Below are 20,024 nucleotides of genomic sequence, written 5' to 3' on the forward strand. Positions count from 1 at the left end.
GTGGTGTCTTAGTTTCGAGTTTCGTGCGGACGAGTTTCATTTCTTAGCAAATATACAAATTAGGCCCCTGCATCATGCAGGGGCCTTGTTAGTGTCACACCATTACTTTACAAATATCATTCGTAAAGTCAACTGGGTCTTCGATTGGCAGTCCTTCGATGAGGAGTGCTTGGTTGTAAAGAAGGTTTGTATATAGATTCAATTTTTCTTTATCTTGATCTTGAGCGTTTTTCAGCGCTTGGAAGATTTCATGATTTACATTGATCTCTAGCACTTTGTCAGCCTTGATGTTTTGGTCATCTGGCATTGCATTTATTATTTTTTCCATTTCAATAGAGATTTCGCCGTCAGCAGTTAATACGACAGGATGTGATTTTAATCGTTTGGATGCGCGCACTTCTTTTACTTTGCCCGCTAAGACTTCTTGCATTGCTGCAAATAGGTCTTTATTTTCTTGTTGCGCTTCTTCTGTTGCATCCTTTTCATCATCCTCGATACCTAGATCACCGCTGGATACAGACTTGAACTCTTTTTCTTTATAATTCATCAGCATGCGGATGGCAAATTCATCGATTTCATCGGTAAAGAACAAAATTTCGTAGCCTTTATCTGCTACAAGTTCAGTTTGTGGAAGCTTTTCAATGCGCTCATTGGACTCACCAGTTGCATAGTAAATATACTTTTGATCCTCTGGCATCCGTGATACGTACTCATCCAATGTGACGAGCTTCTTCTCTTTTGAAGAATAGAACAATAATAGATCCTGCAGCAAGTCTTTGTTCTGACCAAAGTCGCTATATACACCGTATTTCAGCTGTTGACCGAATGATTTATAGAACTTCTCATATTTCTCACGATCATCTCTTAAAATACTTTGTAACTGTGATTTGATTTTCTTATTCATGTTTTTTGCGATTAGCTTCAGCTGGCGATCATGCTGGAGCATCTCTCTGGAAATGTTCAATGATAGATCTTCAGAGTCTACCATTCCTTTCACAAAGCTAAAATAATCTGGGAGTAAATCTGCGCATTTATCCATGATCAACACGCCATTGGAATAGAGCTCAAGTCCTTTTTCAAATTCCCTCGTATAATAGTTATGTGGTGCGTTTTCTGGAATATACAGAATCGCGTTATAACGAATCGTACCATCAACATTAATGTGGATATGCTTTAATGGCTTGTCATAGCCGTAATGCTTTTCATTATAGAAATTCTCATAATCCTCGTCAGTAAGTTCGCTTTTGTTCTTTTTCCAAATTGGAACCATCGTATTGATTGTTTGCTCCTCAATCACGTCTTCGTACTCGTCCTCTGTTCCTTCTTTCAGCTTACTTTCTGTGATATCCATTTTGATTGGATAGCGGATAAAGTCAGAGTATTTTTTAATGATTTGTTTCAAACGATATTCTTCTAGGAATTCATCAAAATTCTCTTCTTCTTCATTCTCTTTGATTTCTAAAATGATTTCGGTACCAACCTCTGTTTTTTCAGCTGATGAAATGGTGTAGCCATCAGGACCCGTTGATTCCCATTTAAATGCTTCATCACTTTCAATTGACTTACTGATCACTGTTACCTTGTCAGCTACCATAAACGCCGCGTAGAAGCCGACACCAAACTGACCGATAATATCATGGCCATCTTTGATTTCATTCTCTGTTTTAAATGTATGGGAACCACTTTTCGCAATGACACCAAGATTCTCTTCCAAGTCTTCCTTTGTCATTCCAATTCCAGTATCCGTAATTGTTAAGGTGCGTGTATCTTTATTCGCATCGACCTTTATGTAGTAGCTATCTTTATTGAACGTGAGTGAGTCATCGGTTAGTGCTTTGTAATAGATTTTGTCAATGGCGTCACTCGCATTGGAAATAAGCTCTCGTAAAAAGACTTCACGCTGTGAATAAATGGAGTTGATTACCATATCTAATAGTTTCTTTGATTCTGCTTTAAATGCTACCTTGCTCATACTATCCATCTCCTCTTTTCAAGCAGTCTTTTAGCACTCTAAGACAATGAGTGCTAATCCCTAATCATTTAATAACACATCCTTTTTTTGATGTCAATTAAAATAGCTGTTGTATAATGGAACTATCTAGAATGAATCGGAGGGAATCCTATGTTGAAAGAATGGTTGCGTGATGCAAGCTATCCCGTTGTCTTCACGGGGGCGGGGATGTCAACCGAAAGTGGACTGCCAGACTTTCGCTCGGCAAACCAAGGGCTCTGGCAGAAAAAAGATCCTAGTAAAATTGCTAGTACGGATGCGCTAAATAATAATGTACATGAATTTATTGCATTCTATCGTGAGCGGGTACTTGGTGTGAAGGAATATCATCCACATAATGGCCACCTGATTTTAGCGGATTGGGAAAAACGTGGCATTATCCAATCGATTATCACCCAAAATGTCGATGGCTTTCATCAACTTGCAGGCAGCAAACGAGTTGCCGAGCTTCACGGCACATTGCAAAAGCTACACTGCCAATCCTGTGGCAAAGTGTATGACAGTAAGGAATATATTAAAAAGGAGTATCACTGTTCTTGTGGCGGAATCTTGCGCCCTTCTATTGTATTGTTTGGTGAAACTTTGCCAGAAGATGCTTTTCAATTGGCATTGGAAGAAGCTGAACGAGCGGATCTGTTTATTGTACTGGGTTCCTCGCTAAGCGTTACACCAGCAAACCAATTTCCCCTTATCGCAAAGGAAAGCGGGGCTAAATTGGTGATTGTGAATCAGGAGAAGACTGCGCTTGATTATGCTGCAGATGAGGTAATTCGTGATCGGAAGATTGGGAAGCTGTTGGAGGAGTTGGATGGTGCTCCATAAAAAATATAAGCTGCTTTCTCATTGTTAGATTGTCTCTAACAATGAGAAAGCAGCTCACGACTCTAAGCCATCCACCTCGGTGGTGTATTTTTATCCCAATAGATTTCGCCAATATCGTGATGCTCCTTAAATCCATCGCTGCTGACATGGTAATGGAAATTGAAATAATGCCCTTCTAGCGGACGGTTATCCCGGCGCACATGGAACTTCGCAACATCTTGCCCTCTTTTTTCATCATATACATTAAAAATGCGTTCACCATAGCCTTCTGCCGGGTTTTCTGTAATTGCAAAATAGGCGTAATTATCTGTACCAGATTCGTCTAAAATAGAAGCTAGAACTGCTTCGATGTTCGGTAAAATGATGTCTGTGAACTCTGCTTCTACTTGGCTTGCAATTCTAGAGCCAAATTTGATAATCGCTTGTTCCTTTGCCTGTTCAGTTAACTCTTTCACGGCTTGTTCTTTCGGATTCGCCTCTACTATAGGCAAGGGTATCGTATAATCAATTTCTTCTCGTAATTCCGTTACAGGACCAGAATGGTTGTTTATATCTGCTCCAGAGGAAAATGCGTCTTCATTTTCCTCTGCATCGATCTCTAAAAGAGCTGTCGGACTGTACATTCCTAATGTGAAAATAGTTACGAAGACAACCGCTAGTTTTCTCATCCAAAGCTTCATCGAATCTCACCTTCTTATGTAACTTCTATTTCAATTTTAACATGTTATCCGGACAAGTCTATCCTATTTTTTATTTTTACTAAAATTTTACACAATTACTTTCAGATAATACTATAGGGATGGAAGTACCCTGCCAAATCGGGCACATAATGTCGGGTAGCTCTATTCACTTCTTGCTTTTCACAGTTTGCACGGAGTCACACCATCTGAAGCGAGATTGAACGGAAAGGAACTAAAAGCTTTTCCACGAATGACCTTCCAGTTAACGATAAAAGGAGGAAGTGAAATGAACTACCGAATTGAAGAAAAAGGAGCATTTCGTATTGTTGGTCTAAAGAAAAACGTACCGATTCAATTTGAGGGGGTAAATCCAGAAATCGCTGCTATGTGGGAAAGTTTAACAGAGGATAAAATTTTGCAATTAAAGGAGTTATCGAATGTCGATCCACGCGGTCTTATTTCCGCATCGGCGAATTTTTCCGAAGAGCGCATGGAGGAAAAAGGTACGCTTGATCATTATATCGGTGTGGCAACGACGAAGGATTGCCCAGATAACTTCACTGCGCTTGAAGTTGCTGCAACAACATGGGCAGTTTTCGAAGCAATCGGCCCATTCCCCGACACGTTACAAAATATCTGGGGACGGATCTATTCGGAATGGTTCCCATCCGCAAACTATGAACAGGCAGAAGGACCCGAAATTTTATGGAATGAAAATAAAGATGTATCGTCGCCAAATTTTAAAAGTGAAATATGGATACCGGTTTTGACGAAGTAACTGGCTTACAAGGGGACTGAACGTATGTTCAGTCCTTTTTTGTGTATAGAGCGCTTCAACTTAGCTGCTGCTAACGCGACACGGACTGGGCACGCTCTAATTGTGAACTGCAGCATCTGTCCTACCAACTCCAGCGTTTAGAACAACACTAGCCTATCCTGAGAGGATTGTTAATATTATGATCTCGATTATCTTTTTTTAAAAATAAGACAGACTAATCAATAAAGGAGGGATTCAGATGTCAGGAAGACCAAAATCGAAAAATAAAAGCAAGGAAGAATTAAATGCATTAAAAAAAGAGAATAAGACTGGTGTTAAATTGCATGGACCGAATCGTCCATCACCATAACTGGATCAAAGAAGGAGCTGCTGATGAAGCTCCTTCTTTTTTTACTAATGAAAGCAGGAATTTAGCAAACAATCACGAATGTATATATATTATGCACACAAAGGAACGTGATTTGATGTTAATAAAACCAAAGAGACTACAGCCTGGGGACAAAGTTGCAACGGTTAGCCCTTCTTGGGGCGGTGCTGGGGATGAACCACTACAATGGCGCTATGAGCAAGGTGTCCAACGATTAAAGGATGTATTCGGTCTAGAAGTTGTCGCTATGCCAAACAGCTTAAAGGGATCGGATTATCTTTACGCACATCCAGAAGCTCGAGCCGAGGATTTGATGACGGCATTTGCTGATAACAGTATTAAAGGAATTATCGCTAACATTGGTGGAGAAGAAAGTATCCGTTTGCTTCCATATATCGACTTCGATACCATTCATGAAAATCCGAAAATATTTATGGGATATTCCGATGTCACGATAGCGCATTTATTTTGTCATAAAGCTGGGATTTCGTCATTTTATGGTCCAGCCATCTTAACGGATTTTGCCGAAAATATTGAGATGCACCCTTACACCGTAAATAGCATTCAGCAAACACTTTTCTCGAATGAAAAAGTTGGAGAAGTTAAACCTGCTAAGGAATGGACGAGTGAATTTTTAGAATGGGATATCGCAAACAAAGATACTCGGAGGCAGATGCAGCCCAATTCAGCTTATGAAGTGCTACAGGGAAATGGTGTCGTACAAGGCAGATTGATTGGCGGATGCATGGATGTTCTTGAGTTCGCAAAAGGGACAGCTCTCTGGCCAGAGTCAAGCTATTGGGAAGAAAGTATTCTTTTCTTTGAAACGTCAGAGGAACAACCCAAGCCAGACCTGATCAAATACTGGCTGCGAAATTACGCTGCACAAGGTATTTTACAGAAAACAAATGGTATCCTTGTTGCCAAGCCTTATGATGAAATGTATTACACTGAATATAAGGAAGCGATACGCACAGTTATGCAGGAATACGGATTAGCGGACTTGCCAATTCTTTATAATATGAACTTTGGCCACACTGAACCAAAATTCATTCTTCCATATGGGGTACAGGCTGAAATAGATTGTAATGAGGCTAACTTCTCGATTATTGAAAATGCTGTAGAATAGGGAGATGATTGCATGAATCGTTTAAATTTAATCACATTAGGTGTGAAAGACATGGTAGAATCGTTAGCGTTTTATCGCGATGGACTTGGATTTGACGTTGTTGTCTATGGTGAGGAATCTGATCCAGATGTTATTTTTTTCAATAATGGCGGCACAAAAATATCCTTGTTCCAAATTGATCGTTTAGCAAAAGATATTAATGAAGAGAATCCCCCGCAAGTTAGTACGGGATTTAGTGGAATTGCGCTAGCATATAATGGAAAATCCAAAGAAGAAGTCGATGAAGTTTTTGCAGTTGCCAAAAGAGCTGGAGCAAAAATTGTAAAAGCACCTGAAATTGTATTCTGGGGTGGCTATAGCGGTTATTTCCAGGATCCGAATGGATTTTATTGGGAAGTTGCTTATGGCGAGAACTGGCAATTTGATGAGAATGATATGTTGATTGTGAAAGAATAAAAGTATTTACTCGAAAGGACTTGTCATGTTTTATAAAGCCTTTTTTGAAGATCGAACTAAACCCTGACCACAAAAGCAATGCGCCCCCGAAGCTTTTGTTGATATTGTTTTAAAATCGTTTGGAGAAAACGAAAAAACAGTGCACAGGGATTATCCACTAACACAATTTAAATCAATATGGATGTACGTGTTAATAGAAAAAAAGACTACTAAAAAAAGATTAGTAGTCTATCTTTTGTTACTTATAGAGTGTGCCTAAGGATTTTATACCAAACTCAATTCTTTGTAGCCGCTGGGAAATAACGATTTTTCAATTGTGTTGAAACTATTTCTAAAAATATCGCGATAATGAGGATTGCGTACGTAATAAATCCAACCTCGCGCAAGTCAAAATAAAAACCGGATGCCATAAAGAGCTCAAATCCAATACCGCCTGCTCCTGCCGCGGCTCCCATTGCAACAGCGACACCGAAATTAATTTCGAACCGTAAAAATGTCCAGGATAATAAATACGTAAAGGTTGATGGGAGCACACCATGTGTCACCATATGCCACCAGTTTGAGCCGGTTGCTCGCATTGCATCTAAAATACCTGGATCGACCTCTTCAAACGATTCGGAGAAAGCCTTCACCAAATAAGCGATTGAGTGAAATAGCATACCGAGTACAGCAGCTTCACTGCCAAGACCTGCGGCAATTGCAAAAATGAGCACCCATAATACGGTTGGAACGGCACGAATAAATGCGACAACAACACGGACAGTTTTTGATATCCATGGCTTGGATAGATTTTCAGCTGCTAAAAAGGCTAGAAATAGGGCAATAATCGCTCCAATCACCGTTGCTAAAATACCTAAACCAACCGTAATACCAATCTGATAGAACGCCTCTCCCCAGCTAAAATGACTTAAAGTTGGCTCTAAAAACATCGTCTTTAAATTATATGCGGTTTCCGTAATTGCGCGTTCTAACTGCAACCCTGTGTAGTCAAAGAAAAAGAAAGCCATAATTGTTAAAACAGACAACATTGCGATCGTCCACTTCGTCACGAGCTCGACCTTATTTCCAGCTTTAATATTAATTCTGCCAGTTCGTGTTCGTTTTATGTAGGTTTGCTTTGGCTGTGCCCCTCCTCTTAGTATTTCCATTATAAGATCACCTTCCGTATCCGGTTTGAAATCAGTTCAATAATGATGACAGCAATGACAATCGTAAAGGTTACAAGTGCTACTGCATTATAGTTTAGCGATTTATAATATAAATCAAACGTATACCCGATTCCCGTACCGGTTAAAATCCCGACTAATGTAGCGCTTCGGATATTCGTTTCAATCATAAATAAAATCCAGCTCAGCATTTGTGGCAGGCTTTGGGGAATGACCGCCTTGTTTACAATTTGTGCATACGTCGCACCAGTAGCTTGCAGTGCTTCCACAGCGCTTTGGCTAGCCTCATCAATTGATTCGATAAATGCCCTTGTTAAAAATCCAAGCGTACCAACAAATAAAGCCAAAAACCCGGTTAAAGAATTTTGTCCGAATGAAATCAATAAAATGAGTGACCATGCAACGACCGGTATGTTTCGTGAAAAAGAGGCAATCAATCGAGCAAGCATACTGAAAACATTGTTTACTTTTGTTGTTTTTGATCCCATTAAACCTAGGAATAAGGAAATAATTGCCGCAAGCGTTGTTGCTGCTATCGACATAAAAATCGTTTCATTAAGCTTCCCTAAAATTGCGGGCAGTCTTTCCCATGTTTCTTGCGTGATCCAGAGATTTGCAAAGATCCAGCTTAACGCTTTTGGCAACGTTGCGATTCCGTCGATAAAGTTGAACTTTGTTATCATTGCTGACAAGTACGTAATACCTATAATGATGATTAAGAAAACTGTCGTAATCCATCTGCTTTTTCGCATCGCTTTTTCATTCACGCTTAATTGCTCCTTATACCGTAATTAATTCCCGTCGTTCCGTACCATAAATATGATTAATTTGTTCCTCACGCAGAAGAGCACTCTTTCCATCAAATACAATTTCGCCCTTTCTTAGCCCAATAATTCGATCCGAATAGCCTTGGGCAACCTCTACTTGATGTAGATTTACTAGACAGGTGATGCCAAGTTCATTTGTGATTGACTTTAAGTGATCCATAATAACCTTGGAGGAGTTGGGGTCCAAAGAGGCAATTGGCTCATCGCAGAGAATAAGCTTTGGATCCTGTATCAGTGCACGGCAAATGCCAACACGTTGCTGCTGCCCACCACTTAATTGATCACAGCGCTTATATGCATGCTCTTCAATCCCAAGTTTCTGAAGCAAGAAAAATGCCTGTTCCTTCTCCTCTTCACTAAATCGCCCTAACACGCCTTGTAAGGTTGTTTTGTAACCAAATCTACCATGAAGTACATTCTCGATTACGGTTAAACGTGGTACTAGATTATAGTGCTGAAATACCATCCCGATATCGGTACGCAATTTCCGCAAATCTTTTTTCTTTAAAGATCCGACATCTGAATTATTGAAAATAACTTTTCCTTCATTTATTTCAACCATCCGATTTATACAGCGTAATAGCGTAGATTTCCCCGCACCAGATGGACCAATGACAGAAACAAACTCACCAGTTTCCACAGTAAAATTCACATCTTTTAACACTTGCGTTTCCGAGTTATACGATTTTCCAAGGTTATTTACTTGTAGTAATGACATCTTTTTTCCACTCCTTTGTCACCTATTTAGTAAAATAGAGCATGCATTCAACCTTACATGCACACTCTATCTCCATGTGTAATCTACTTATTCTGAAAGCTCACGGATTGGGTCAAACCAGGAGTCTTCAACAGGAATAAATCGCTCCTCACCTGATTTAAAGAATAATCCAGACTCACCAGAATCTTCTGGTACAAAGATTTGCTCGTTATTTGCAATTTCATCCGAAGAAAATAGTTCTTGTAACGTATCAAAATCCTCTTGTCCTAACACATCTAAATTCGCAGCAAATGGTGCATTCAATACTGGAGTTACACTCATTAATACAAATTCACTTCCAGCAACGGTATTGAATGGCTCTGCAGCATCGTCTTTAACACGATAAACAGACCCAGGTGTGTTTGCTTCCCCTTCAACAAGCTCAACATAGCTTTCCACACACGTATCACAGAACGCTGCTACCTCAACAGAATTATTTAAAAGATTAACTGCTGAACCTTGGTGTGATCCACCAAATAATACTTGAGAGAATAATGGACCGCCTTCCATTAGATCCTCCCCAGTTAAATCTGCATATTCCTCTTGCTCACTGAAATATTCAATGATACCAGAAGATGGTACGACAAACCCTGAAGTTGAACTGTTTGACACAAAAGAGAAAGGTTTATCAGCAATCGTATCTAATGAAAACTCTCCGTCCACTTTAAAGTTATCTTGTTCATCCACGTTTACTGCTAACCAGCTATAATAAATGGCATCGTCTAATGTACCAGATTCACCAGATGGAACGACTAAAGGTTCTACCGCATCATTTCCATTTTTAGCCTCAATGTATCCAACTGCCCCCATAAACGCAACATCTGCATTATTATTAACAAGTGTTTCAATTGCAATGGCATAATCGGTTGTTAGATGGTGTTCTACTTCCTTGTCTGTTGCCTCTTCTATCACTCGTCCAATTTCATCACGTGAAGATTTCATATCATTACCAGATTCATTCGGGTACCATACAATGTTAATCACATCATCTACTTCTCCATCCTCACCTGAAGCTGTTCCGCCAGAACAAGCCGCAAGCATTACAAGTACTGCAACGAGCATTCCTACTAAATACCAGTTATTCTTCATGAATGAGTTCTCCTTCACCTTTTAAATTTAGATGTGCAGTATAACCATCGGTCATAAGGATTGCTGATTGTCAGTTCAACCCCTACCCACACAGCTACTATTAAAACATAATTTTTTCGAAAAAATAGGCTATTTACAATGTTTTAACATTATCTTAAGATAATTCAAACTAACTAAACAATGGGTATATCGGGCTCGTTATATTTCCTACCTGAATAGCTTCTCCAAATGTACCGTGATAGTCCGTTCCACCAGTCATCATTAGCTCATAGCGATTCGCTAGTGATTCAACTTTTAGCACGTCTTGTTCATCGTGATCCATATGATTACGTTCAATGCCACCTAATCCTACCTCTACAAGCTCTGGTATAAGGGCATAGGAATTCAATTGCCCTGGATGCGCAACGACCGCAATCCCGCCATCAGCGACCACTGCACGAACAGCGTCAAACGCATCAACATATTCAATATCGCCTGCTGCCGGCCCGTCTCCTTTAAAGAGCTTCTTGTAAAGCAACTGATAGGCAGCGGATGAAAAAGAAGCACTTGTCAGCTGCTGCATCACATGCTGCTTATAGACCGTTTTACTCGGCTTTGCAGCTTCAGTGATTGCTGTTACATCGAGTGAGTAGCCGGCTTGGCGTATCTGCTCGATTTGCCAAAGCGTGTGTGCATGACGACGTTTTAGGAGCGGATCACAAAGCTGTTTAATATGACGTGCATCTGGCTGATAGTTATATCCAAGAATATGCACTTTAAGATCTCGCTTAAAGTCGTATGCTGAAATTTCGATGCCAGGAATAACCTCAATTCCATACTGTTTTCCTAACCGTTGCGCTTCATGCAATCCCGCGGTCGTATCATGATCCACAAAGCTAAGATGTGTTACACCATTCAACTGTGCTTCACGCATCACCTTTTCAATCGAATCAGATCCATCGGAATACATACTATGCACATGTAAATCAGCCTTCATTTATAACACCAGCTCCAGCAAGAAGCTTACCAGCGCGCATATCGTAAACCTTATTGCAAAGCCCCTCCATAAATTCAATATCATGAAAAATCCCTACGAGCGTCGTCCCATTTGCTTTTAATTTTTCAATAATTTCACGTACCTTTAGCTTCGATTGCTGATCCAAGCTTGCAGTCGGTTCATCAAGCAATAAGAGTCTTGGTTTTTTTACCGTTGCCATCGCAATATTTAATCGTAACTTTTCTCCACCTGAAAAAGTGTTCGGGTATGTATCCCAGAGCTTCGGGTCCAATTCAAAATGGGTGAGCGCCTTCTCCGCTTCAATCTGCGCAATTGATTCCGTTTCGCCCATCTCAAGGAGCGCCTTTTCCACAAGCTGTCTTGATGTCGTTCGTGGCATCACATTTAAAAATTGCGACACATAGCCGATCTCATATTTCCTTAAATAAAGCATTTGTCGTTCTGAAGCCTTACATAAATCAATCCTTCCAAACCGTGCAGAATCATACATAATTTCTCCCATATCTGGTAAATAGGAACGGTAAATACTTTTTAAAATAGTCGATTTTCCGCTGCCACTTTTACCAACAATTCCAATAAATTCACCTTTCTCAATCGAAAAATTAACCTGTTCTACTGCTTGCATTGTTTTATTTAAATGATGGATTGTAAACCTTTTGCCAAAATCATTCACTTCAAGCATTGTCATATTAGCTACCCTCCCTTTAGTTCAATCGGTAGTTCGTCGTCGTGATAACTGCTCCGTTTACCATTGTCATTGTCAGCATCGGATAACCATCATCCATCCGCTCAATAATTAAAAGATCTGCTTTTTTACCAGGTTTAATGGAGCCAAGCTCATCATCCATCCGTACCGCTCTGGCTGGATTAATGGTGACCATTCGAAACATTTCATGTAAATCATAATGATGCTTTTCGTGTAATTCGAAGATGGCATGGAGTAATGCAGCTGGATAGTAATCACTGCAAAGAATGTCAATACAGCCATGGTTGATTGCTTCTGCTGCTGATAAATTTCCTGAGTGCGAGCCGCCTAACAGTACATTTGGAGCTCCAGCAACTGTTTGCAATCCCATTTCCTTAGCCTTTTTAGCGACCTCCAATGTAATCGGAAATTCACTAATCGTCGTTCCAAAGGATTTTACCAAATCAATCTTAGCAACATCATCATCGTCGTGGGAGGCAACGGCAATACCTTTCGCTAAAGCTATCTCCGCAACTTCTTTTATTTTTTCAATCGTCATAAAAGTACTGTTTTGACGTTCTGCGATGATCGTTTGCACATCGGAATCAGAGATATCGCGATAGCCTTTTAACGTTTCCCGGTAAACTTCTAAATCTCTGTACTGCCCTTGACCTGGCGTATGATCCATAAAGGATAGCAAATGTACCTTGTCATTTTCAATATTTTCAACAAGCCGTTCCACTTCATCGATATTATCAATTTCAAAGCGTGCGTGCAGGCGATGGCGAATCAATCGCAATTCATTATGCGTCGCGTCAATCGCATCCACTAAACGCTGAACATTTTTCGGATAGCGCATCGGTTTATGGGTAAACACATCTTCTCGATAAAAGGATAGCGAATGGAACATCGTCGTAATCCCATGGCTAATTAGAATTTTCTCTGCTTCACGCAAGCTAATATTGACATCCATCATGCTAGTCGGACGTGGTGAGACAATTCCTTCAATATAATCGGAATGGATGTCGATAAAGCCCGGGGAAATATAACCTCCGTTGGCATCAATTAGCTTGGCAGTCGGGTAATCAGACAGCCTATCTTCCGGGATAATTTCCTGAATGGTTTCTCCGCTCACAACTACTGCATGACCTTCTAAAATTTCATTTTCTGTTACGATATTTCCATTATGAATGATAAGCACCATCAACGTTCCTCCCTATAATTACAAGTTCAAAAAGGATACCGGACTTTTTGAACAACTTCTAAAACAACTTCTAAAGTAATGAGTAAACCAATTGCTGTGTATATGCATGCTGCGGATCCTCTAAAATTTGATCTGTCAGACCTTCCTCAATAATGGAACCATTCAGCATCACAATCGTACGATCTGCCAGCATGCGGATAACCGCTAAATCATGGGAAACAACGATCATGCTAATCCCAAGTTCACGTTGAATTCTTTTAATAAGATCTAGCACATTTGCTTGCACAGATAAATCAAGACCTGTCGTTACTTCATCTAAAAATAAAATTGGCGGGTTATTTGACAGCGCCTTGGCAATCTGTACACGCTGCTGCATGCCACCCGAGAAATTCCTCGGCTCTTCCTTCATTCGAAACAGCGGAATATGTACATTTTGCAATAAATTTTTACTTGTTTCCTCCATCTCGGATACATTCCGCTTCCCAGCTGCAATGAGCTTTTCCGCTATATTTCCAACCGAGGAAAAATTCATTTTTAATCCATGCACTGGATTTTGATAAACCATGCCGTACTGATGATTGCGAATGTACCGTTTCTGCTGGGACGACAGTTCAAATACATTCTGTTCGGCTGAACCTGGTCCAGCATCAATGTATGCCGCTCCAGATGTGACCTCCGCGTCAAAATACAAGCATTGCATCATCGTCGATTTACCACTTCCGCTTTCCCCGACAATTCCAAGTATCTCTCCGGCAAATAAATCAAATGAAATATCCTGACAAGCATAGACCGTCCCGCAATTTGGACAGTAATTTTTTTCTAAGTTCTGTCTTTCCTTACACCTGCTGCATCCATCGCCAAACTGTTTTTGTAAATTCCGCACCTTCAATAGAGGCTCTTCATGCATGGCTTGTCTCCACCTCGACTTCCTCGCTCTTATTTAATTGTTCAATGCAATAGCTCGTATCATTGCATTGATAGATTGTTTCATTAGTAGCTGGATCAACTAACTCATCTAAAAAGACATCCTCCGCACCGCATAAATGACAGCTCTTTCCGGTAAAGGATTCTACTGAAAATGGATAGTCATCAAAGGCAAGCGACTCCACATCCGTATAGGGTGGGACTGCATAAATTTTCTTTTCTCTCCCTGCACCAAGTAAAATTATTGCTTCCGATTGATGCAGTTTCGGGTTGTCGTATCTTGGAATCGGACTCGGCGCCATCACATAGCGGTTATTCACGTACACAGGATGGTCTGCCCCTGTAGCTGTTCTGCCGTACTTCATAATTTGTTCAAAAAGCATGAGCCATGCACCACTATAATCATTTTCTGAATGTAGAATTTTTGTTTTGTATGCACTTTTTTCAACACGTCGCAGTGGTTCTGGTTCTGGAACTTGTAAGACAAGAATTTGCTCTGGGGTTAGCGGCACTTCTGGAATTCGGTGCCGTGACTGGATAATACTTGCCTCTTGCGTGCGTTCGACAAGCTCCACTCCGGTCGTTGATTGCACTAATTTCTTGATGCTAACAGCGTTGACCGATTCATCCGCACCTTGGTCAATCACCTTTAATACGTCATTTTTTCCAATAATCGATAACGTAATTTGCAGTCCGCCAGTTCCCCAGCCACGCGCAATCGGCATTTCTCTCGAAGCAAATGGCACTTGGTACCCTGGTATCGCTACAGCCTTTAAAATCGCTCGGCGAATTTCCTTTTTCGACCCTTCATCAAAAAACGCAAAATGGGATTTAGTTTTCATCTGTATGTCCCCCTTTCTTGACGTTACGGATACTATCCAATTTCGATTGGAATGTAACATAATGCGGCAGTTTTAAATGCGATATAAACCCTGTCGCTTCCACCGAGTCAATATGCAATAAAACAAATTCTTCATCGTGTGTCGGAAAACTCGATTCCGGATGCTCCAAGCATTGATCTAAAATACTCATCGCAATTGCCTTTGTTTCATTTTGGCCGTAGCAAATACCGTAGCCTATTTCGAATTCCAGTTCCTGGTCATTCGCCTCATTCTTTTTCGTAACTGGAACAAACGACTCCACTTCGGTAACTTGAATTTCACCGATGTAGAACGCATCCTCTTCATCCATCTCGCCTTCATTTGGATGCGCGACATAGATCGGCAAGCTGCCAACACGCACTTCTCCAACAGTTGGATGAACTTGCCCATATCCTCGTAACGAAGCATAGCCTAATGCTGTCACTGCACCTGTCTGCCCTCTCGTTAACACTTGCAAACGAGCACTTCTTGGAGCCGGAAACGCTATGCTTTGCTTCGTAATATCGACTGGAGCTGTATTATCTGGCTTATAGTTTTCAAATAAACCCTCTTCCCGCAAGTAATCTACCACTTTCGGAAAATATGCTACCGTATCGGATGCTTTTACTGCTTCTGATGCCTTTTGATAGAGGGCTAGCCACGCTTCATTTTCTGCTCGATCTTCCTCTAACAGCTGAAAGTCTAGTAAACGATGCGTGTAATCCTTTGTTGCTCCAAGGATCTGCCCACCAGGAATATCTTTAAAGCTAGCAGAAATTCGTCGTTCCACAAGCATTGTTTCGGATTCAACTGCTTGGCTGTAATAGAGTCTCGGTAATGTCGAGCGATGTGCCCGCATTAAGAATACAGCCTCTTCCATGCTTCCCTCTGCTTGTTTAATAGCAAGAGCTGCCAAGTATGGGGAATATAAACTGCTCTCCGACATAATTTGGTCAATCAAACTTTTCATTGTTGCCATAATCGTCTCAATCTCGATGATTTCCTCATTTTTTAACCGTTCATAAGTCAACCGTTCGATGGAAGCATCAATCGCCTGCGTTCCACCTTTTACTGCCACATAGCCCATCTATTCCACCCCCATCATGTCGACCTTCGTTGTCCGAGGTATGCAAACAACTTGTAATTCTTCATCTGTCAACATCAAATCAATCCCTAATGGATATTCCGCCACACATGCATTCCTCGCCTGCCACACAGCTGGTGTTAGCGCTGTTCGTAGCTTCGTTTGATCTTTAATCCCAGGGCCTGTTAACAGAAGCTCACTCTCTTGCTCGTCACTAAACGCGCTTTCGATAATCCAAGTAGACGATGCATGTGGATCGATTAAGCTCCCTTTCTTGCATTGTGCCATCGCTTGGATAATCGCTGTCTCTGGTGTTCCATTTAGTGCGATGACAAAGTCTGCTTGATCGATGGTTGTATGGAGTGCTAATGTATATTCTGAAATTTTTTCTGCTACGTTTTCTTCGTTTTCCGTAAGCACATGAAATGTCACCTCTCGATCGAGAAGGGACATGATTGTAAGCAACGTTGCATCCAGCATTTGCAGATTGTAATCACTGCGGCCTTCTAACGCTTGAAGCGATGCAATCTGACCCGGACGTGACATACTATTCAATATTTTTTTGTAAACAAACTGCAAATCATGCACGTGATCAATAGCCATTCGTATCTCTCCTGTCTGACGTATTAAGGAATAAAACTTTACGAGCTAAGCGAAAGCCAATTTTCGCAACTGCTACCTTTGACTTTTTTTAAATGTATATGTATTTACTTAAACATCCATCGTCTGGAAATCGACTTTTGTTTCAAATAGCTTCGCTTGATCTTTTGCTCGTTTTTGGATAATTTGCTTTTCCGCTTCTACTAACTCCGCTTCCCATTCTGCTGTTTCTGGGAGGTTCGCTTTGTATGCCGCGTCAATTATCGCTAGATTTCTAGCAAGATCGCCTTTCATGCCAACAACGATTCCAATCCCGATGCAATCTTTGATTTCTATTTTTGCTTCGGTTACTAAGACCTCACCCATGTAAAATAGGGAATTCTTCGCTGACTCTCGCATTTTAACCATCGTCAGTCCTTGCTGTGGGGCAATAATTTCACGATAGCCATAAATGGCTATAATGGATTCCGCAAGCTTTTTTGCTAATGCAGGATCACCTTGAATAAGAATTTCTGTTCTTCTTCGTCTTTTCATATTCGGTACGACCTCCTTCACAAACCAAGCTTAACTTGTCGCCAAGTTGTTGTGTGTTAAGAGAGTGTATCTTTTTTGTAAATATTTTTAATATAAAAAAACAGGTAAGCAACCCATATTAGGCTCTTACCTGTTTAGTCCATCGTAATATCATACTGAAACTTATCACTTCGATATAAAATCTTCGTGTATTCCAATACCTTTTCAGATTCCCTATCCATACAATTACTTTCAACGACGATGAGCGGAACCATGCTTTTGCAAGCAAATAACTGCTGTTCACCAGCTGTTGGAAAGGTGATGCTCAGTAATGTTTTGCTACTTGAAAAATCATCGTACCCATGTGTTCGATAATAGGCAAACATCGATTGAATCGTTGGTCCATCCTCCTGAATCATTGGAAAGCTCTTCTCTCTCACAAACGAATTATGGATGGCGATGGGTTCATCATCAATATAGCGCATTCTGCCAATCTTGTAGACAGCTTCATCCTCTTCAGCCTGAAGGATCTGATAGATTTTCGCATCATAGGGAACTTTTTCACAATCAATATTTTTCGTTGTCAAATCATAGCCCAGCTGCTTCATTTTGTCAGTAAAGCTTACCTTCCCAGTTAGATGCAACCCAATTTTCTTTGACTTCTCTCTTAAGTAGCGCCCTTTTCCTTGCACCGAATAGACCATTCCCTGTTCTTCCAGCTTCGTCAGAGCACTTCTAACCGTCATTCTGGGTACTTGGTATTTTTCCCGAAGTTCATTTTCAGACGGCAGCTTAGCTCCTGGCTTCCATGTCTTTGAGACAATCTGCTGCATCATATCATCGATGATTTGTGTGTCTGTTATAATTGGAATCCTCTCCCTTCGAGCACTGACCTACTTATGCCAAAATTATATGTTTATTGTAGCATGTTCAGACTCAACGGGAATAACGAAAATAGCGTGCTGAACCGTTTAAGAACATAAATAGGCGTGATCCCATATATATAAACAAAATAAATGCAGGAGTTGATTGTGTTGGTACGATGGATTGATATATCTGTAAGTAATCGCCAGCTGAAATTGTATGACGCAAGCACATTATTAAAAACATATCCGATTGCTGTCGGAAAAGTTTTAACACCAACGCCGACCGGAAACTATATTATTGTGAATAAAGAGGCAAATCCAGGTGGACCTTTTGGTGTGTTATGGATGGGCTTATCGAAACCGCATTATGGGATTCACGGCACAAACGATCCGTCTTCGATTGGAAAAGAAGTGTCTCATGGGTGCGTCCGGATGTACAACAACGATGTTACCGAGCTTTCATCTATGGTCCCAATCGGAACCAACGTATATATTCATACTTAACGAAGCAATATCTCCTCGTCATCTCGATTGGTCAGACGTCGTGCGACTTCAATTGCTTTAGCATATTTTCCCCTACGATCACTGTACACTGACAAGGCAAATTGCTTCACCCGTGCAATTTTCCCTATTTCATTTTTCTTATGGAAGTTACTACTTACCCAAACAAAAGATTGATAAGTAAAAAAATGCTAGGCAATAAGTAGTGTTAATAGTTTGATTTATTTAAATATTTTAACTCTGAGTTAACCATACATTAATAATTTTCCACTATACTGAAGGGGAATCAAATTTTCCTGAAGAGGTGATGACGTTGAAATTAAAGAAATTAACTTTCGCAACAATGTCAGCAATGCTTTCGACAGCTTTATTATTTGGATGTGCATCAGAGGATGAAGAAAATCCTGAAGAACCAGCAAATGGAGAGCCTACAACTGAAGAGCCAGCAGACCAAGATGATTCAGGTGAACCAGAAGTAGATGAGGGAGAAGGAGAAGAAGAGGAAGGACAAGAATAAAACGCATCGACTATTAAGAGAATGTCCGCATAGACTGTACATGACTGAGGTTTTACGAATGCTGAGAGCCGTTATACGATATAACGGCTCTCTTTCTATACGTTTTAGTATTCACAGATTTTTCGCTCCATAAAAACAATCACTTCAAGAAATCCTCTCATCTGAATGCCCATCCTTTAAAATCAGGTTTGGTACTGCCTGAATATAGATTAATTCTCCTACTAGCTCTACTATCGTCTGCGTCACAATAACAGCTGCAGCTAGCGTTGCCATCGGATCAGGTAAAGCTAACGCCAAAGGAAGTACAACAAGGGAATTTCTCGTCCCCATACTAAAGATTAAGGCTCTTCCTGCACCCAGGTCTAGCTTGAACATGGATGCAAGCAAGCGAGATATGATCGGTGTAATAATTAAGAACAAAACATAAATCGGAATTACCCGTACAACAATATGAAGATCATTGTATATTTTATTTATTTGCGATGCTGCAACAACGAATAATACGAGTGCCATAAAAGGCACCGGGAGCCAAGCTGTTTGTGCCAAAACCTTTTCACCAAGCTTTTTCCTTTTAGCCCATATTTGAGTGATAACAGCGATAATTAAGGGGACTACGATCAGTAATACAAAAGCTTCCAGGAATGGTCCGACCTGAACAACTTCCAACATCCCTTCACCTATAAATAGCCACAAATAAAAGGGTAGTAATAGCATTTGTACAACAAATAAAAGAGGTGTCGCAGCTAATACTAACCGCTCATTTCCCCTTCCAAGCTGCGTAAAAACGATGACATAGTCAATACATGGAGTAAGCAAAACTAAATATACCCCTAATAAAATGGGTGAAGGTTGTGGAAAAAATGCTGTTAAAACCCATACGACAATAGGAACAGCAATAAAATTTCCTATTAATAATGCCATGAGAAATCTAAAATTAGAAATTGCTTCACGTAGTTTTAAGAAAGGAATTTGCGCGAACATCCCGTACATGAGAATAGCAATAAGCGGCGAAATGATCCACCCCAAGCTCGAACCTGCATCTTCATATGTAATACCGAGCATCCCTCCTAATACAATAGAAAGGCCAAATATCCAAACCTGTTGTTTTTCTAATTGTTCCCTCATCCTAAACATCTTCAAAATCCCTTCTCGTTTGTGCTATTACGAATTATAGTGCAGGGATCCTTTTTG

The 20,024-nt window shown here is 40.5% G+C and carries 21 protein-coding genes and 1 pseudogene; 6 read left to right on the forward strand and 16 right to left on the reverse strand.

Annotated elements, in window-relative coordinates:
• Nucleotides 1–94: 94 nt before the first annotated feature.
• Entirely contained in the window at nucleotides 95–1,972 is a 1,878-nt protein-coding gene (gene htpG, locus F1560_RS18155; protein WP_149476060.1) for a molecular chaperone HtpG, read from the reverse strand.
• A 150-nt stretch (nucleotides 1,973–2,122) separates the two neighbouring features.
• On the opposite strand from htpG, the gene F1560_RS18160 reads away from it, so the two are divergent.
• A complete protein-coding gene (locus tag F1560_RS18160) occupies nucleotides 2,123–2,833 on the forward strand; it encodes an NAD-dependent protein deacylase (RefSeq protein WP_149476061.1) in 711 nt (236 codons plus the stop codon).
• A 62-nt stretch (nucleotides 2,834–2,895) separates the two neighbouring features.
• On the opposite strand, the gene F1560_RS18165 is transcribed toward F1560_RS18160, so the two are convergent.
• Entirely contained in the window at nucleotides 2,896–3,513 is a 618-nt protein-coding gene (locus F1560_RS18165) for a YpjP family protein (RefSeq protein WP_149476062.1), read from the reverse strand.
• Nucleotides 3,514–3,688: 175 nt separating this feature from the next.
• Here F1560_RS18165 and F1560_RS18170 point away from each other — a divergent pair.
• From F1560_RS18170 to F1560_RS18180, 3 genes and pseudogenes are all read left to right on the forward strand, one after another.
• A pseudogene (locus F1560_RS18170) lies at nucleotides 3,689–4,291 on the forward strand (GyrI-like domain-containing protein); the annotation flags it as partial.
• 464 nt (nucleotides 4,292–4,755) lie between these two features.
• Complete coding sequence (locus tag F1560_RS18175) at nucleotides 4,756–5,787, forward strand: S66 family peptidase (protein ID WP_149476178.1); 1,032 nt, start codon at nucleotides 4,756–4,758, stop codon at nucleotides 5,785–5,787.
• Nucleotides 5,788–5,799: 12 nt separating this feature from the next.
• On the forward strand, nucleotides 5,800–6,243 hold the full coding sequence (locus F1560_RS18180) for a VOC family protein (RefSeq protein WP_149476063.1): 444 nt from the start codon (nucleotides 5,800–5,802) through the stop codon (nucleotides 6,241–6,243).
• 275 nt (nucleotides 6,244–6,518) lie between these two features.
• Here the strand turns inward: F1560_RS18180 and F1560_RS18185 are convergent, their stop codons facing one another.
• From F1560_RS18185 to F1560_RS18245, 13 genes are all read right to left on the reverse strand, one after another.
• Nucleotides 6,519–7,391: an ABC transporter permease subunit gene (locus tag F1560_RS18185; RefSeq protein ID WP_149476064.1), complete on the reverse strand. Its 873-nt coding sequence runs from the start codon at nucleotides 7,389–7,391 to the stop codon at nucleotides 6,519–6,521.
• Nucleotides 7,391–8,176: a phosphonate ABC transporter, permease protein PhnE gene (gene phnE / locus F1560_RS18190; RefSeq protein ID WP_149476065.1), complete on the reverse strand. Its 786-nt coding sequence runs from the start codon at nucleotides 8,174–8,176 to the stop codon at nucleotides 7,391–7,393. Before phnE ends, F1560_RS18185 begins: the two co-directional genes overlap by 1 nt.
• A 13-nt stretch (nucleotides 8,177–8,189) precedes the next feature.
• Nucleotides 8,190–8,954 carry a phosphonate ABC transporter ATP-binding protein gene (phnC, locus tag F1560_RS18195; protein ID WP_149476066.1) on the reverse strand — a complete coding sequence of 255 codons (765 nt, stop codon included), beginning with the start codon at nucleotides 8,952–8,954 and terminating at the stop codon, nucleotides 8,190–8,192.
• A gap of 87 nt (nucleotides 8,955–9,041) precedes the next feature.
• Nucleotides 9,042–10,082 carry a PhnD/SsuA/transferrin family substrate-binding protein gene (locus tag F1560_RS18200; protein WP_149476067.1) on the reverse strand — a complete coding sequence of 347 codons (1,041 nt, stop codon included), beginning with the start codon at nucleotides 10,080–10,082 and terminating at the stop codon, nucleotides 9,042–9,044.
• Between the two features lie 169 nt (nucleotides 10,083–10,251).
• Nucleotides 10,252–11,058 (reverse strand): PHP domain-containing protein, encoded by an 807-nt coding sequence (locus tag F1560_RS18205; protein WP_149476068.1) that lies wholly within the window; start codon nucleotides 11,056–11,058, stop codon nucleotides 10,252–10,254.
• The gene (gene phnL / locus F1560_RS18210) at nucleotides 11,048–11,767 is read right to left on the reverse strand and encodes a phosphonate C-P lyase system protein PhnL (protein WP_149476069.1); all 720 of its coding nucleotides are present in this window, start codon (nucleotides 11,765–11,767) and stop codon (nucleotides 11,048–11,050) included. The genes F1560_RS18205 and phnL overlap by 11 nt, the downstream gene beginning before the upstream one ends.
• A gap of 16 nt (nucleotides 11,768–11,783) precedes the next feature.
• Nucleotides 11,784–12,965: a phosphonate metabolism protein PhnM gene (gene phnM, locus F1560_RS18215; RefSeq protein WP_149476179.1), complete on the reverse strand. Its 1,182-nt coding sequence runs from the start codon at nucleotides 12,963–12,965 to the stop codon at nucleotides 11,784–11,786.
• A gap of 73 nt (nucleotides 12,966–13,038) precedes the next feature.
• Complete coding sequence (locus tag F1560_RS18220) at nucleotides 13,039–13,875, reverse strand: ATP-binding cassette domain-containing protein (RefSeq protein WP_149476070.1); 837 nt, start codon at nucleotides 13,873–13,875, stop codon at nucleotides 13,039–13,041.
• Nucleotides 13,868–14,734: an alpha-D-ribose 1-methylphosphonate 5-phosphate C-P-lyase PhnJ gene (locus tag F1560_RS18225; RefSeq protein ID WP_149476071.1), complete on the reverse strand. Its 867-nt coding sequence runs from the start codon at nucleotides 14,732–14,734 to the stop codon at nucleotides 13,868–13,870. Before F1560_RS18225 ends, F1560_RS18220 begins: the two co-directional genes overlap by 8 nt.
• On the reverse strand, nucleotides 14,724–15,839 hold the full coding sequence (locus F1560_RS18230) for a carbon-phosphorus lyase complex subunit PhnI (protein WP_149476072.1): 1,116 nt from the start codon (nucleotides 15,837–15,839) through the stop codon (nucleotides 14,724–14,726). Before F1560_RS18230 ends, F1560_RS18225 begins: the two co-directional genes overlap by 11 nt.
• Complete coding sequence (gene phnH, locus F1560_RS18235) at nucleotides 15,840–16,439, reverse strand: phosphonate C-P lyase system protein PhnH (RefSeq protein WP_149476073.1); 600 nt, start codon at nucleotides 16,437–16,439, stop codon at nucleotides 15,840–15,842. It lies immediately after the preceding gene.
• Nucleotides 16,440–16,547: 108 nt separating this feature from the next.
• Nucleotides 16,548–16,970: a phosphonate C-P lyase system protein PhnG gene (phnG, locus tag F1560_RS18240; RefSeq protein ID WP_149476074.1), complete on the reverse strand. Its 423-nt coding sequence runs from the start codon at nucleotides 16,968–16,970 to the stop codon at nucleotides 16,548–16,550.
• 134 nt (nucleotides 16,971–17,104) lie between these two features.
• Nucleotides 17,105–17,821, reverse strand: coding sequence for a UTRA domain-containing protein (locus F1560_RS18245; protein ID WP_187773778.1), 717 nt, complete (start codon nucleotides 17,819–17,821; stop codon nucleotides 17,105–17,107).
• Between the two features lie 162 nt (nucleotides 17,822–17,983).
• On the opposite strand from F1560_RS18245, the gene F1560_RS18250 reads away from it, so the two are divergent.
• Both F1560_RS18250 and F1560_RS18255 read left to right on the forward strand, forming a co-directional pair.
• Nucleotides 17,984–18,319, forward strand: a complete 336-nt coding sequence (locus F1560_RS18250) for a L,D-transpeptidase (RefSeq protein WP_149476076.1) — start codon at nucleotides 17,984–17,986, stop codon at nucleotides 18,317–18,319.
• A 310-nt stretch (nucleotides 18,320–18,629) separates the two neighbouring features.
• Nucleotides 18,630–18,833: a hypothetical protein gene (locus F1560_RS18255; RefSeq protein WP_149476077.1), complete on the forward strand. Its 204-nt coding sequence runs from the start codon at nucleotides 18,630–18,632 to the stop codon at nucleotides 18,831–18,833.
• A gap of 144 nt (nucleotides 18,834–18,977) precedes the next feature.
• Here F1560_RS18255 and F1560_RS18260 read toward each other — a convergent pair whose 3' ends face one another.
• A complete protein-coding gene (locus tag F1560_RS18260) occupies nucleotides 18,978–19,967 on the reverse strand; it encodes an arsenic resistance protein (protein ID WP_149476078.1) in 990 nt (329 codons plus the stop codon).
• Nucleotides 19,968–20,024 lie beyond the last annotated feature (57 nt).

The sequence above is a fragment of the Oceanobacillus polygoni genome, from assembly GCF_008304605.1.
Classification (GTDB): domain Bacteria; phylum Bacillota; class Bacilli; order Bacillales; family Amphibacillaceae; genus Oceanobacillus; species Oceanobacillus polygoni.